The 14,960-nt window shown below is 63.0% G+C and carries 8 protein-coding genes; all 8 read right to left on the bottom strand.

Annotated elements, in window-relative coordinates:
* Positions 1 to 146: 146 nt before the first annotated feature.
* A complete protein-coding gene (locus LDB05_RS03155) occupies positions 147 to 5,279 on the bottom strand; it encodes a multicopper oxidase domain-containing protein (protein WP_226006482.1) in 5,133 nt (1,710 codons plus the stop codon).
* 824 nt (positions 5,280 to 6,103) lie between these two features.
* Complete coding sequence (locus LDB05_RS03150) at positions 6,104 to 7,462, bottom strand: hypothetical protein (protein ID WP_226006481.1); 1,359 nt, start codon at positions 7,460 to 7,462, stop codon at positions 6,104 to 6,106.
* A gap of 317 nt (positions 7,463 to 7,779) precedes the next feature.
* On the bottom strand, positions 7,780 to 8,706 hold the full coding sequence (locus LDB05_RS03145) for a phosphoribosyltransferase HisG-related protein (RefSeq protein ID WP_226006480.1): 927 nt from the start codon (positions 8,704 to 8,706) through the stop codon (positions 7,780 to 7,782).
* 81 nt (positions 8,707 to 8,787) lie between these two features.
* Positions 8,788 to 10,488 (bottom strand): AAA family ATPase, encoded by a 1,701-nt coding sequence (locus LDB05_RS03140; protein WP_226006479.1) that lies wholly within the window; start codon positions 10,486 to 10,488, stop codon positions 8,788 to 8,790.
* 69 nt (positions 10,489 to 10,557) lie between these two features.
* On the bottom strand, positions 10,558 to 11,391 hold the full coding sequence (locus LDB05_RS03135) for an MBL fold metallo-hydrolase (protein ID WP_226006478.1): 834 nt from the start codon (positions 11,389 to 11,391) through the stop codon (positions 10,558 to 10,560).
* A gap of 156 nt (positions 11,392 to 11,547) precedes the next feature.
* Entirely contained in the window at positions 11,548 to 12,747 is a 1,200-nt protein-coding gene (locus LDB05_RS03130; RefSeq protein WP_226006477.1) for a DUF7344 domain-containing protein, read from the bottom strand.
* 232 nt (positions 12,748 to 12,979) lie between these two features.
* A complete protein-coding gene (gene dph2 / locus LDB05_RS03125) occupies positions 12,980 to 14,029 on the bottom strand; it encodes a diphthamide biosynthesis enzyme Dph2 (RefSeq protein ID WP_226006476.1) in 1,050 nt (349 codons plus the stop codon).
* Between the two features lie 96 nt (positions 14,030 to 14,125).
* Positions 14,126 to 14,728 (bottom strand): HalX domain-containing protein, encoded by a 603-nt coding sequence (locus tag LDB05_RS03120; protein ID WP_226006475.1) that lies wholly within the window; start codon positions 14,726 to 14,728, stop codon positions 14,126 to 14,128.
* Positions 14,729 to 14,960 lie beyond the last annotated feature (232 nt).

Below are 14,960 nucleotides of genomic sequence, written 5' to 3'. Positions count from 1 at the left end.
CCGGCGTCCAGCCGGGGAAAGACCGATACACGTGACGTCTCGCTCTCCGTCTTCCTCACAACGGAGGGGCTGGAGGGAACGCGATCGACTCGATGGTCTCAGCTCGATGGCCGCTGGCGGAGACTGGATTGACACCGTCTGCATTGTCATAGCTCGGTATCCTCCAGGAGGGAACCACAGGAATCGCACTCGAAGCCCGATTCTCCCTCGTCGGCTGCGTCCGTTACGCTCCACATGCTCGCATCGCCGGCTGGAGCGCTTTTCTGTCCGCAATCGGTACAGCTGAGGAACTGCGTCCGACCGACCGTCCCCTCAGACCGTGATGTGGACGGACCGCTGTGAACGTGATCGTCAAGATCTGAACGCCTACTGTTACCACGGCCATTTCCGTTGCCACGGCCGTTTCCACCGCTGTTTCCATTGCCACGGCCGTTACCGTTGCCACGGCCGTTTCCACCGCTGTTTCCATTGCCACGGCCGTTACCGTTGCCACGGCCGTTTCCACCGTCGTTTCCGTTACCACGACCGTTACCGTTGCCACGGCCGTTTCCACCGTCGTTTCCGTTACCACGACCGTTACCGTTGCCACGGCCGTTTCCACCGTCGTTTCCGTTACCACGACCGTTTCCGCCGCCATCGTTTCCATTGCCATTCCCGCCGTTTCCGTTACCACCGCCGTTCCCGTTACCACGACCGTTTCCGTAACCGTTCTGGGCCTTTTCGGCGTCGTGGACAGCTTTGAGGGTGTTCTTGGTGGTATTTTTCAGGAAGCGACGCTCGGGCGTGTCGGCCGGGTTTGCGATTGCGTCGACCGCCGGGGTTCCCGCAGGGACAGTGATCTCTTTGCCGGATGCCGTTCCGATGGCGAGTACCGGCGCGTTTCCGTTGCCCCGTCTATCGACGGTCGTACCGAGACCTTGTCCGGGCCTGCTCCCAAGCAACGTCAAGTCGGCATTGGACAGTTCGTCGACGGGCCCCGAATGGTCTTCGAAGATGTACACTGCGCCGGCGTTTTTCCCACCGACGTCGCTCTCAGGAATGCCGATCACCAAGTCGTCGATCCCGTTCCGCGTGATGTCTTCGTGGAACACGTTCCAGTTCGGACGCTGCTTCGGGTCGACGGGGTTGTCCAGATCGGGAAGCGGCTGTACCGGATTCGGGAAGTCGCTGGGCGTGTTCCGCACCCGGAAAATTCCCCAGAGACCCGACTCGAGGCGTCGGCGCTGCTTGGTCTCCTGGAAGATGTAGTCACCGGTCGCTTGCTGGTGACCGCCAGCGTCGCTGGTCAGCCCCAGCCTGACGCCCTTACCCGGGCTGAGGCGGTCCTCAACGCCGATAACTGGCGATTCGGGGATGCCGCGATAGCGCTGCCACTGGTGACCCGACAGGTGGAACGACGTGCCACGGGCCTTGTCGGCCGGCTGGTGGACCAGGAACTTCACCGGATCACCGGTGAGTGCTCGGTACACCGGCGTCGCCGGATCACCGTGGACGTCCGAGTCGAAGACCTTGTGCTGTGCCGGGTCGGTCTGGAATCGACGGACGAACGGTTCGGAACGGTTGTTGATCGCGCCGTGGCCGCTGTCTTCGAACCCGCCGATCGTGTTACAGTCCGCGTTGCCGTCCTCCGGACCGCCGGGGACCACACACGAGTCCGGATCGTCGCTGTTGAGGACGTATCGACCATCGCTCAGCGACAGCGTGTACTCGCGGACCGATTGCCGTCCTGGTCGCTTGACGATCGCATCGACGCCCTCCGGTAACGCTTCGCCGGTCGAGGAATCGAGCCAGACGGCATCGGACGGTTCGATGACGAGGTTGCCGTACGCACCGTGGTGACGGTGCCCGCGGACGTCGGCCTCGTCGGTGAGCACCATGTTGTCGTACAGATCGTCGGCGTACCACCGGTAGGTTATCGTCTCACCCGGTGCGACAGTCTGGTCGTAATTGAACCCAACCGTCGCGCCGTCCGAGCCGTTGGGGCCGTAGGTGATTCGCTGCGGGTGTAACGAAACGCGATTCGACGGCTCCCACTCGGTGTCCAGCGTCTCCTCGACCCGCATCGGCGGGTCCACGTGAGAGTCGTTCAGATCGGCCGGCAGTTCGTTTTGCAGGCGCACTTCGATGCAATCTCCCTGGTTGGCACGAATCGTAAGCGGATCGGGGTGCCGGGTCCCGTCTGCCACTTCGTCGGCGTACTCGTCGAGCGAGAAGACGATACCGTGCGGGTCGTGGTCACCGTGGTCGTTGAAGTGGATGTCCACCTGCTGGGCAACAACGTCGTACTGGCGATCGGGCGCGTCGTCTCCGCAGGGTTGGCCCGGTGACGGCGGCTTCGGCGGCTTCTGACCGACGTTCGGATTCTTCCGGTCGGCGGTATCCGGCGTGAGGGTTCGGTCGTCGCCGGCTTCGTACAGCAGCCGGGCTTGCTGACCCAGGTTCTTCAGCCGGTCGATGCCGACGAACGGTGCCGAATGGCCCATCTGCTCGAGTTGGTTCTCGGTGACCTTGCCCGCCGGCGTCCCGCGGTCGGGGAGCGGCTCGAGGTGCGGTGCCGCCGCATCAAACACGCGGTGGATGCCCCACATGCCGGTGAACCGGTCGTCGGTAATGCCCGACCCGTACATGTAGTCCTGGATCGGAAGCCCCGACGGGTTCGGCATGCGGTCGAAGGTAGGGGTGTCCGGCGAGTCGTAAGGGTCGATCATGAACGTGAACGCTTCCGAGGGGCTGATGAGCTGGGACACCGTGTCCTGTTCGTCGAGGCCTTCGGGCTCGATCTGGCGACCGTGGAGCTGGAAGTTGTGCTGGTCCTCGAACGCACCCTGAAACAGCCGAATGCGAACCGGGTCGTTCGAGTAGGCCTCGAGCAGTGGGGTCGCCGGGTCCCCGTTGACCGCCGAACTGTGGACGTACGCTGCGCCGTCGTCGTCTCGATGGTAGTACGGCGCGTTCCGGTTGTTGATGGCGGTCGTCCCGAGATTCAGGTTGTGCTCGCGCTGCTGGTTGACGTATTCACCCGTTTCTCTGTCGCGCAGCGGGACGAAGTCGTTGTAGTGGAGGCCGAACTCGCGGAAGTCGGTCCCGTCGGGAACCTCGATGATGGCCTGGGCACCGCTTTCGATCGGCTCCCCGCTGTAGGGGTCCAGGTGTCGAGAGCCTTCGGGTTCGACGATGAGACCGGCAAACGTGCCGTGCTGGGCCTCTTCTGCACCGACCGCGTGGTCGTGGAAGTAGATCGGGCCTTCCTCGTCGGCGTACCAGCGGTAGGTCCGTTCCTCCCCCGGTTCGACGCTTTGCTCGGTCTGGTACCCGATAGACGGGGTCGAGTCGGTGCCCTGATTGTCGAACCCGACGAAGTGGGGATGGATCGATATCGGGAACTCCGACTCGTTCACGAGGGTCATGTTCACCGCCTCGCCGACGTTCGCGCGGATGAACAGCGGTTCGGGGTTCAGGTCGCCGTTCTTCGCGGCCTGGACGTCGTCCTCGTGGACGTACACCAGGCTCTCGGGATCGTAATCTCCGGCGTCGTTGTACACGATGTCCCCGAGGTGCTTCCCCTGAAGGACGTGGATCGTGTGGTTCCGCTCCGGTGCGTTCTCGTCCACGACCGGGTCCTGGTACGGTGCACCGTCGACGTCCGTCGTAAAGCCGGCCTTCCGTTCGGCCGCGGTCGGAGCGCGCGGGTTCGTCGTCCCGGACGACCCCGCCACGGGCTTGGGCGGGAACTCGCCTTTCGTCCCGGGGACGTAATCGGGGAACCCGGGAATATTCGTTCCCGATCCGAGGATCCCGTCATTGAGCGGCAGGTCGACCGACGACGGGTTGGTAACGATGTTCGTGTTCGGGAGCGGCTGGAGGTCGGCGCGTTCCTTGTCGTGGACGCGCATAAACGCCCACATCCCCTCCGCGTAGTGGGGGAACAGGTGGCAGTGGAACAGAATGTCCCCGGCACCGCCGTGGACGTAGCCGGCACCGCCCCTGTCGAAGGCCTCCCTGTACGTCATGCTCTGGCGGACGCTTTGCTCCGCATCGTGAACCGCGGTTCCCCTGTTCGAACCGTGCGCCGCGATCAGATACTCGGGGTACGACGTACCGAGACCGAGCGTCTGGGCGTCGATCGTGTCCGAATCGGTTCGACCGGGGACGGTCTTCCACCGGCTGTTGTGGAGGTGGTGAACGTGGTTCTCCTCGAGCGAGGCGCCGACGGGCACGAATTTGATGGAGTCACCCTTGTACGCGTTGAAAACGTTGTCACCGCCACCGGGATCACCGTTGATCCACGAGGAGTAGAACAGTCGTTTGAGGGAGTGGGGCTGGAGCTGGGCCTCGGTCTGGTTGACGCGGGGACCAGTCCCGTCAGCCCGGTAGTTGATACCGTGTGTCGTTTGCTTGGTACTATCTTTCGGCCATTTCTTCTCGGTGCCGTTCGGGAGGTACACCCCCGACGGTGTGTGGTAGTGCGGGACGAACTCACGGTAGCTCGTTCCCATGTGGTTCGGGTCGTGGATGTCGGCCTTCGTCCCGCTCCGGAGGGGGCCGCCGGTGACCGGATCGGTCCACGTCGCGCCTTCTGGCTCGACGACCAGCGTCCCGAACAGCCCACGGGAGAGGTGATTGACCGTTGCAGGTTCCTCGTCGGGGCTGTTGAATCCCTGGTGGGCGCCGTCGTAGAAGAAGTGCCCACCAAGGTGGGTTGCCTCCCACCGATACGTGACCGTTTCGCCGGGCTGAGCGACCGTACTCGGGTTGTACCCGACGTTCATCCCGTCAGAATCCTTCGGATCCTGCGGGAGCCCGGTCTGGTGCATCGAGGCCGGCTGGTCGAGATGATTGACGAACTCGATTTCGACGGTTTCGCCCTTGTTCGCCCGGATCGTCAGCGGCTCGATGACCGATGTGTCGACGTCGTCGCCGCCACTCTCATCCGATATCAGATCGAACCCGTCACCGGGGGCGACACCCGAGGCCTTCCTCGCAGCCTCGAGATTCTCCTCGAGCACGTACATCGCGCCGTTTGGCTGATGCAACCCGAATCGATTGTAGACGATGTCGACCTGGATCGCGTGGACGGTGAACTTGCGAACACCGTTTTGTCCCCTGTTGTTCCCGTTTCCGGAGAACGCCCAGCTGTTACCCACCATCGAATTCGCGATCGTCGCCGCGCCGGCACCCTTGAGAAACGTCCGTCGAGTAGACGAATCGAACCCACCAATATCGTCTATGTCGACGGTAGCGTCGTTTCCAGTATCGTCGGGTACTTCGCCATCAGTCATCGGTCGGCCCCCGACTGTGAGTCTCGACTCGATATCCCATCAGCCGCGTCAACTGACGCTGAGCAAACGGGACCCTGTTCGTTTTTCTGTGTCTGATCGCCGCTGATACGCCCCACCGTTTTCCGTCTCCCTGCACTGGCCATGTCTGTCTGACCAGCAAGCAGTATGCTTGCAGGCATGCGATACTCTCGTCAAATCATTCACAGTTAAACACTGGTTGTAGTAAAGGGAAGAATTGTAGAAAGAAGCAGTCAGACCGGGTAGAAACCTCTCCATACCTGTTAACACAGTCCACTGCAACAGCCGAAATCGGCCGCTTGAGTAGATGACTATTGGTTTTGAAAAGTCTGAAATACGTTGTAACAGTCTAAAAATGGCTGCAAATTACGCGAATTATCTTCCGACGGAGAGGGAGCTCCGCCTGGAAGCCGGGCGGGAATCGTGGATGACCCTGGCGACCGATCACAACAATCCCAGCGTTCACAAGGGGCGGAGGTGAAGAGCGGCGCTACAACTGACCAAATGGGGCCACCAACAGTCGGTGGATACCCGAACGAGATCCATTTAAGAACAACTGCGAGCCGTGTACTCGACGTTCGCAGGGAGAGTCGAACGACAGAACCATGCCAAGACGGGCGGTTTCCTAGCTCGCCGGAGAACACCTCGAGGGACGGTCGTGACTCGACTTGCCGTAGTGTGGGCAGCCGATCTCCGAGCAAAAAAGACGGTGTCTGTTCTGCGCCGGGTCGAATCCCCCGAAGACACCAGCGACGAGCTCCGGATGTCGGGATGCGTCGTGGCCGATCGGTTCTCGGCCACGTCCGTCAGGGAAGCGGCGGATCGACGGTTGCCCGCGTGAGAATCAACAGCCCGACGATCGTGTAGAAGACCATGACGGCCGTCATCGGCAACTGACTCTTTATCGCGCTCCGGCGCTCCTCGAAGACGTCCATCGCAACGTGGTGGGCGACCCAGACGGCGACGACGTGGCCGGCGACGACGAGTGCGGTCTGCGTAAGCCAGACAGCCTGCACGGTGAGAAGCGGTATTTCGTGGACCGGCTCGAACTCGGCGAGCCCGAGCGGATTCCATCCGAGTCCCAAGGGGTCCAGCAGGGTCAACACGAGGTACTGTCCCCGGAGCAGGAGGGACGGGAAGAAATGCGAGATCTGATACGCGATCGCGATCGGCAACAGCGTGAGGGCGAACCGACGAGCGAGGTATCCCTCGTCGGGTGCGACGTCACCCACGAACCGCTTCATTACCCAGGCGACGGTACCGAAGACTTCGACGAACAGCACGAAGCCCACGAGCATCAGGAGCGTCGACGTGAGATACGGGATGGGGGGCGCCGGGACCCCGTTAGCGATCACCGCCCAATCGGGCGTCCCGAGGAAGCCGTCGAACGTGACCGTGTACAAGATCGCGACGAAGAACGCGAGCGCGCCCGGCTTCCACAATCCCTCGTCATCGTCGATCAGGCCGACCCCGTACATCCGAACCTCGGCGTCCAACCCGAACGACAGCGGTGCGAACCGACCCAGATAGTCGAACAACAGCGTGAACGGGTCGGCGTTCCGCAGCCAGGTCTCCGTCCCGAACACGAACATCCCGCCCCAGAGGTACATCGAATACGTGAGAACGATCCCGGCCATCCAGCGCGGCGACGCCGAGAACGGGGAGATCACCTCGAGCCAGGCGAACCCGAGAAACAACGCCACAGCCGGTTGGTGCCCCCAGTTGTAGGAGCGTTCCAACGAAAGTTCCCGACCGAGGAGGCTCGTTACCCACTCGTAACACGTCTTCCACGGATTGAGCGTTGGCCAGGTGTTCCCGACTAGAGCGACCGAAAACGTGTAGCCGATCCACCACCCGACCCAGACGAGGTTCGTCAGCAGGTTCGCGTCCGAGGACTGGGGGCCCAGAAACCCGGCGAATACGCTCACGACGAGCAGGCCGACGGCGACGAACCGAGCGGCCCCGACCACCGAAGACGACTGGAACACCCGAAGCGGCGTCGCCGACAGACGCCGGGACCGATACGAAAAGGCCTCGTCACTGCCTCCGGACAGAATGCTCACAGCGACGAACGAGATGACCACCGCGGCACCGCCGGCAAGAAGGAACAGCGACTGTGGAATACCCAATTCGTACCTGGCGCCCGACCCGTGGGCTGCCACCATTCCCGGAAGCACTGCCAGAACCGTTCCAAACACAACGACGCCCCTGTAGACTGAAATCTCCGAACGCGTTCTCGACTCTCGTCCGAGGTCTAGTTCCACACTGTCTTTCTCCACTCTTTCCATCATATTATTTTATAGACTAAAAATATAAGAGTAAATTGATTTTCCTGTACCGATCGCGAAAAGCCAATCGACGGTGTCCTCACCCGATGTCCTGGAGTCGGTGGATCGGAGGGAGCAACACGAGAAAAGAGTCGGTTCGTCACCGTTCGGTACGGATCGAAGTACGAATCGATCGATTTCGAGATCGGGTAGTCCTAGTGGCCGACCGCGAGTTCCGTCTCGAGGTCGCCGCCGTTCAACAGCGATCGAACGAATTCGATGGTTTCGGTCGTCTCCGCTGCATTCTCGAGCAATACAGTCTCGCTGGGGAACAGCTGTTCACCGAGCAGAAGACCGTGGTCGCGCGCGGTCGACCCGGTGACGGTCAGGTAGACGCCCAGCCCCGCGTCGGCGATCGCCGCCTCCTCCTCGCGGCCCTCTTTGGGGTACCGAAACTCGATCCCCTCGAGCGCCCGCGTACCGAGCACCGCCTGGACGAGCCGTTCGTATCGCGGTTCGATACAGAGCGGGCCCTCGTAGGTCTCGAGGAAGTCGCGATCGAGCGAGCCCGAGGAGGGTGCGACCTCGGGCGTCGCCAGTAGCGTGTGGTAGACTGTATCGCCAAGTCCCGTGACGACCTGGACGTCGGTATCGGAGGGGTTGATCCGGGCGTTGACGTCGGCAATTCGGTCGAGCGGCTCCGGTCGGAGTTCGACGACTTCCTCGAGAACCAGATCGGCGCTGTCGAAGCCGAGCCCGAATTCGTGCGTCCGAAGGGCGCGGAACGGTTCCTCGCGGCCCACGAGCTGAATCGCCGCTCCCTCAGGGGCACCGTCGATGCCCCCGAGCGGGATCGTAACGCTATCGAAGACGATCCGCCTCGGTTTCCCGGCGCGGTCGTCCCGCAGGAGCGTGTACTCGGGTTCGGTCGGATCGGCGACGGTGCTGTAGTCGGCGAGACGATGGTAGACGTTCTCCTCGTCGGGATCGAGTGTCCCCTTCGTGAGTGCCTTTTCGTGGCGGAGCGTCGAGGTAATGTCGTCCGCGAGTTCGGGAACGTCGAGGCGCTCCGCGATCCGCTCGAGCACCGACTCGAGCGGTCGCCCCTTGCGTGGAACGGCGATCGGTATCGTCTCACCCATCGATCGATCCTCTACCGGCGACGGATAAACGAGTTGCGTTTCCGGACTATACGACGATGGCGGCCGGTTCCACGAACCGACTTACTCCGAGAACATCGACCCGAGCTGGTCGCGCCACTCCTGAATGTCGGTCACGTCCTCCTGTACCGACTCGAGTTCGTCCTCGACCGTCTCGAGATCTCCTTCGACGGTTTCCAGGTCGTCCTCGACCGTCTCGAGGTCCTCCGACACCGTCGTGACGTCGTCGTCGACCGAATCGATGTCTCCCGCCAGTTCGTCGACCTCTCCCTCGAGTTCGTCGACGGCGTCGTCGATCTCGTTCAGGTCGGCCTCGAGATCACCGTTCCAGTCGGTGAGATCGGTGACGTCCTCCTCGAGTTCCTCGAGATCCGTTTGCAGGTCCTCGATGAGCTGTGCGCCGGTTCCGTTCTCCTCGAGGAACGTCTCGAGCGCGTCGGTGTAGGAGGCGACCTCCTCGACGCGGCTCTGGAGGTGCTCGACCTTCGCGATGTCGGGGCCCGACGGCTCGAGGTCGAGTGCGGACTGAATGGCGTCGAGATCGTCGTCGTCGACCTCCCCGTCGCGGATCTCGGTCGCGAGACGGGCCGCGATCGATCCGCCGAACTCGGGGCCGGTATTCGGTCCCGTCTCGGCCGATGTGGCCGATCCGTCGGTGCTGTCGGCCGTGGCCGCCGCGGCCGCAGCTTCGACGCCGGTCGTTCCGGGTTCGTCGTCTCCGGCGTCCGGTTCGTCGATCTCGGTCGGCTCATCCGACTCAGATTCGACCTCGGACTCGGCGTCGAGTTCCGGCTCGGCTTCGGTTTCGTCGGACGCGGGCTCCGACTCGTCGTCCGAATCTGCCGCCTCGACGGCGTCGGACTCTTCGGCCGCTTCGTCGTCTTCCTCGACGGACGCCGCCGATTCCTCGAGATCGAGATCGATCTCGGGGTCGGTTTCGGCAGACTCGTCGTCGGCCTCGGCCGATTCGGTGTCGTCCGTGTCGGTTCCGAGATCGAGTTCGACGGTTGGCTCGTCGTCCTCGTCGTCACCGTCGGGAGAGTCGGTGTCGGTGTCCGGCTCCGGGATCTCCTCTTCCTCGAATCCGAGGTCGATGTCGGGCGTGTCGTCCTCCTCGGCGTCGTCCGCGTCGGCGTCGACCGGCTCTGGGTCGGGATCAACATCACCGAGATCGAGGTCGAGGCCGCCGGAGTCGTCCGTAGCGTCGTCCTCGGTTCCGGCAGCGTCGTCTTCCGCGCCGGAGCCGGCCGACGCCTCGTCGGACTCGTCGGTCTCGAGCCCCGGCACGGAGTCCGATGCGCCGGAGATCATGTCTTTGACGGCCTGGTTCTGATCGTCGGAAACGATGTTTCCGATGACCTCGTCGTCGACTTCGTCGGCATCCGAATCGTCGTCGGTGCCGTCGCGTTCGACGATCGTCGGCTCGACGAGGAACTCGGCGGCTCGACTCTCGTCGTCGATCTGGATGCCGTAGACCGTCTCGAGGCGCTCGCCGGGCTCGAGCGTCGCGGTGAACTCGACGTGGTGGTCCTGGAACGCCGTCCAGTCGTCGCTGTGAAAATCAGGGTGGAACCCGACTTTGTCCATCGGGAACGATTCGGGGATGTCCTCGGAGAGCTGGAACGTTACAGGGTCGGACCGATCCGACTCGATCTCGAATCGGATCGCAGGGACGGGAAACTCGTCCGCCGCGAACGTCTTTCGGACGGAGAGTCCGTCGGTATTGACCTCGATCACGTCGTCCGTGTCGGCGGTGCTACTCATATGAACCGAACGTTACCATACCATTACCATAAATTGTACGGACGGACTCATGTCCGAACTGGAATATTTTTACAGCTCGACGCGGTCACCGATCTCGACGACCGCGAGTCGCTGCGGATGATCGAACCCCTTCGCGTGGTGGTGAAGCGCCGTCGGATCGGCGGTGAGCCCCTTCCACATGTCCCAGTGACTCGGGAGGAGTCGATCGCACTGGAGGGCGGCGGCGCACTCGACGATCTGGTTCTCGTCGTTGTACCAGCGGGTTCGCTTCGGTTCGCGGGTCTGTTTGTCGGGAATCCGACCAACGGTCCCGAAGGCGAGCGCCGCGAGGTCGATGTCGTACTCGTCGCCGATCCGGTCGAACTCGCCGCTCGGCTTCGTGTCCCCGCCGTGGAAGAAGGTCCCCGCGTCGTGTTCGAACACGTAACTCACCGGGTGGGTCGCGTCGGGGTCGTTCGCCTCCTCGACGTGAATCGTGAACTCGCCGAGCTCAAGCGTGTCGCCTTCGGTGACTTCGGACAGCTGGTCGTCCGTGACGGCCCACTCGTCGGTCCAGACCTCGTCGTCGCGGGCGACTGCGAGGCTGTCGTCGGGTGCGTAGAAGGTCGCGCCCGTGTTCGCGAGGATCGGTGCCTGGCTCGGTCCGTGGACGTGGTCCGTGTGTTCGTGCGTCGCGAGGACGGCGTCGGCTTCCTCGACGTCGGTCGGGTCGAACGGGACGGGAATCATCCGGACCGTCCGGGGTGGATCGCCCAGCCCGAGATACGGGTCGATGTAGATCGTCGTTCCCTCGGTCCCCTTGAGAACGAAGCCGTTACAGCCGAGATACCAGACCGCGACGCCGTCCGGATTCGCGTCCTCGACATCGCGGACGAGCCAGTCTCCCCAGTCGCTTTGAATCATACCGCAGAGTGCGGTGACCGACTGGGTAAATATTGTCATCTCGCACTCGACGACGGTAACGACCAGTACGCGGTATGCGACGGTGATAGCGGGTACGACGAGTCGCGATCAGACCGAGAGAAAAGCGATGACAGCGAGCGGACGGGCGATCACGGGCTACAGAGAGAACTGGAGGACGCGATCGTCGTTCCGTGCACTGAGTCCGTCGATCCGTGCGTCGAGCATCTGACGCATGAGGACGACGAGTCCGTTACGCGGCCCGTCGCCCAGAATCGCCGTTTCGACGATCTCGTCGCCGTCCGGCGTCGGCTGTGCGAACGTGCCCAGCATCACGGCTTCGCGGTCGGCGAACACGAGCCGCCCGACCGATTCGCCCTCCTGCGGCAGGTTGAGCCAGTCCGTCTGGGGCTCCCAGAGGACGACTCCGGGCACCCGCTCCCGGACGAGGTCGCGAACGCGCTGGTCCCGCGAGCCGAGGTAGACGTCGACGCCGCGATCCACCGCATCCTCGATCCGTCGGAAACATCCTTCCTCGAGCATCCCCGTCGTCGTGAACATGAGGAAGAGCTCGTCGTCGGCCCGCTCACAGAGGGACTGACCGGTCGCGACGATGGACTCTCGCCCCTCGAGCGTCCGGACGTCGGTCCCTTCGGTGACGGTCTCGGCGGTGTCGTCAGTGGTCGCGACATCGGGGGCGGGCTGAACCCATTCGGTGCGAACGGCGGGATGGCCCTCGTAGGAAACCCGGTGGCCGTCAGCGTCGTAGCCGACGAGGGCAGCGTCGGACAGCAACGGGAGGTGGACGTGAACGAGCGACGTCAGCACCTCGTCGACGCGCTCCTGAGAAACCTCGCGCTCGGTCGCGTCGGCCTCGCGGGCCGCGACGTCGCGAGCGAGCGTTTCGGTCGCGATCTGGTGGTACTGGTTACTGAGAACGCCGAGGACCGTTCGGCGACGCTCGTCGGCCAGCGCTTCGAAGACGGCGTCCAGCTCGGCCGGATCGTCGCCGCGTCCGGCCGAGATGGCTGCCTCGAGCCCAGCCGCGTCGAACGCCCCGTGCTCGGTCGTTCGGACCGCGCCGTCGACTTCCTCGAGGAAACCGGCGTCGGTCAGGCGGGGCAGCAGCGTGTGGTGAAGCTCGATGCGCGCCCGCTGGTGGTCGTCGTCGGTGACCGCAGCGAGTCGTTTGTCCGTCATTACTGCCGCGAACTGGAACGCAAGATCGTCTTTCTCGATTCCCAGGGGCGATCGCTCGTGGACGAGACGAACGACGGCCCGTCGGCGGCCGTCGGCGAGGGCGTCGAAGAGATCGTCGCGTCCACCGGCCGTGGATCCGCTCGAAGCTGAGTTACTCATCGACTACTGGTCAGGGGCTTAGGTGCAAAAGGACTCCTCCAAACCACTTTGGAATAAGCACCTCATTACTCATCTATAGCGCAACTTTCAAACAAAAACGAGTATTCCTGTCTGAATGTAGCATCGGATTTCTATCCATTCAAAGAAACATTCATTCTATGATGGCGGTCGCTGTCCGGTAACACCCGCCAGTGAGAAACGGTAATATCGGCAAACCGGCGCGCCGACGGCGCTACCAGGTCCCGTGGAACGTGTCGAACGAGAGACTGTCGAGTGGCTCGTCGCCGACGGCGATCCGGTACTCGCCGGGTGTGAGCATCGGTTTGTGGAACTGCGGCCCGTCGTCGGTCGTGATCCGCGGACAGCCGGTGTTGACGAACGCGTCCATGTCGAAGTTCCGGAGTCGATCCGGCGTCACTTCGTCCATCGTGATGAGGTAGGCGTTGTCGTTGTCGTCGAGGATATTTTGGGCCATCTCCCAGCGACCCTGGCCGATCTTGGTACAGAAGATGACGCCCCACTTCTCGGCGTCCATCGCGCGGTGGATGGCGCCGTAGCGCTGTTTCATGAACTTGTCCGTGTCCGCGACGGTGACGACGTTGTTGACCGGGTCAGCGATGACGACGTGTTTGTCGGGGTGTTCCATCGCCAGCCCGAGCGGGTGGAACTTCCCGCCGCCGACGTACAGGACCTGGTCCGCGGGCACGTCCGCGCTCGCGTAGTTGCACCCGAGCACCTGTCCCTCGTGAGTGAGCCGTTCGTCACCGCGACGGCTGTGGACCTCGTAGCCCCGCTCCTCGAGAAAGGCCTTCATTTCGTCGTAGCGGTTCATGTGCTGGGCCGTCGTGACGAGACCGACGCCCTCGGTCTCCTCGGGCGGCTCGAGCGTCTCGAGGGACTCCTCCATGATCGGCGTGACCTCGACGTTGGAGAACAGCGGCACGTAGATCACCTTGTCCGTGTCCTTCATCGGCGAGTGGCCGAAGTGAACGAACACGTCGGTGCGTTTCATCAGATAGGTGTCGAGGTCGCAGGCGCCGTAACACGGCTGTCCCGAGAGCATGAACGTCACGTCGTCGTCGGCCAGCTCCCGGAGGTCGTCGGCGACAGCCGGCCCGCGTCGTTTCAGTCCCTCGGGGAACTGCAGTCCGACTTTCGTCGCGTCGCGCTCCTCGATCGCGTCGACGATCTCCTCGAGTTCGTAGTCCCACTCCCGATCGTGCTTCAGACTCATTCCGGTGTTCCGGAGGTCCCCCTCGGTGTACTCCGACTCCTGACTCATTGGCCGTCCTAACGCCCACGGACGTATATACTGCACGTTGTTCCGAGAAACGATCGTCCGTCCCGAAATCGGCACGGGACGCGGTGTCGTCGCCGGTCAGGAACGTTCGTCGGCCCGCTGGGGTCCGGACGTTTCTTCGACCGTACACGTCTCGAAGGCGGCCCGAAAGTCCTCGCCGTCGAAGCTCCTCAGCAGGTCGTCCAGCTCCGAAAACAACTCCTCGAGCCGGTGCTGTGCCGCCACGTATTCCCCCTCGAACTCGAGTGCAGATCGTCCGCCCGTCCGTGCCTCGAGCGCGCCGCATTTGGCCGCGAGCATCGCGCATTCGGAGACGAGTTCGTCGTATCGACCGCGACGCAGCAGTCGATCGACGGTCTCGAAGAGGGTGGCTCTCGAGACGGGTCTCACGAGACCGTCGTCGATATCGCAGTGCCGGGCACCCCCGTGACAGTCGTGAACGATTGACGTGGTCCGTACGGCCGGTCGCCCCTCGAGCTCGTCGACGACGGAGGTCCCGGCTGCCGTCCGGAATTCGCAGTCGACCAGTACGGCATCTGCCTCCTCGATCGCCGAAAGGACGCCGTCGCCGTTCGTCGTCGTCTCGACACGGTAGTCGCGAGTGAGCCACGACTGGAACCTGGCACGCACGTCGGGGTCGTCGACTGCGACGAGCACAGTCGGTACGTTACCGGACACCATTTGAATTGGAAACCGATTTTGACCGGATCATTATCAAACTATGGACTATGGTAACACATCCAATATTTTCGGTGTCGGTCGCCTATTCTGGCGGAGCCCTGCGATCGGATCGTTTCGGCAGGACAGACTGAGACACCGCGGTCGAATCGCGACGGTGGCGATATCAACGGGGCGATGCGGCGGTCTCGAGAGACGGGGCGGGCGGGTTCGTTTTCCGTCCAAACAGTCATAG

Origin of the sequence: Natrinema salinisoli (assembly GCF_020405205.1) — an archaeon.
Lineage (GTDB): Archaea > Halobacteriota > Halobacteria > Halobacteriales > Natrialbaceae > Natrinema > Natrinema salinisoli.
The sequence above is the reverse complement of the archived record's forward strand: the minus strand, read 5'-3'. Positions and strand labels throughout refer to the sequence as shown.

Excerpts from the sequence above, each read along its gene's own strand:
- LDB05_RS03155 (WP_226006482.1), bottom strand. The coding sequence starts at position 5,279 with ATGACTGATGGCGAAGTACCCGACGATACTGGAAACGACGCTACCGTC.
- LDB05_RS03150 (WP_226006481.1), bottom strand. The coding sequence starts at position 7,462 with ATGGTGGCAGCCCACGGGTCGGGCGCCAGGTACGAATTGGGTATTCCA.
- LDB05_RS03145 (WP_226006480.1), bottom strand. The coding sequence starts at position 8,706 with ATGGGTGAGACGATACCGATCGCCGTTCCACGCAAGGGGCGACCGCTC.
- LDB05_RS03140 (WP_226006479.1), bottom strand. The coding sequence starts at position 10,488 with ATGAGTAGCACCGCCGACACGGACGACGTGATCGAGGTCAATACCGAC.
- LDB05_RS03135 (WP_226006478.1), bottom strand. The coding sequence starts at position 11,391 with ATGATTCAAAGCGACTGGGGAGACTGGCTCGTCCGCGATGTCGAGGAC.
- LDB05_RS03130 (WP_226006477.1), bottom strand. The coding sequence starts at position 12,747 with ATGAGTAACTCAGCTTCGAGCGGATCCACGGCCGGTGGACGCGACGAT.
- dph2 (WP_226006476.1), bottom strand. The coding sequence starts at position 14,029 with ATGAGTCAGGAGTCGGAGTACACCGAGGGGGACCTCCGGAACACCGGA.
- LDB05_RS03120 (WP_226006475.1), bottom strand. The coding sequence starts at position 14,728 with ATGGTGTCCGGTAACGTACCGACTGTGCTCGTCGCAGTCGACGACCCC.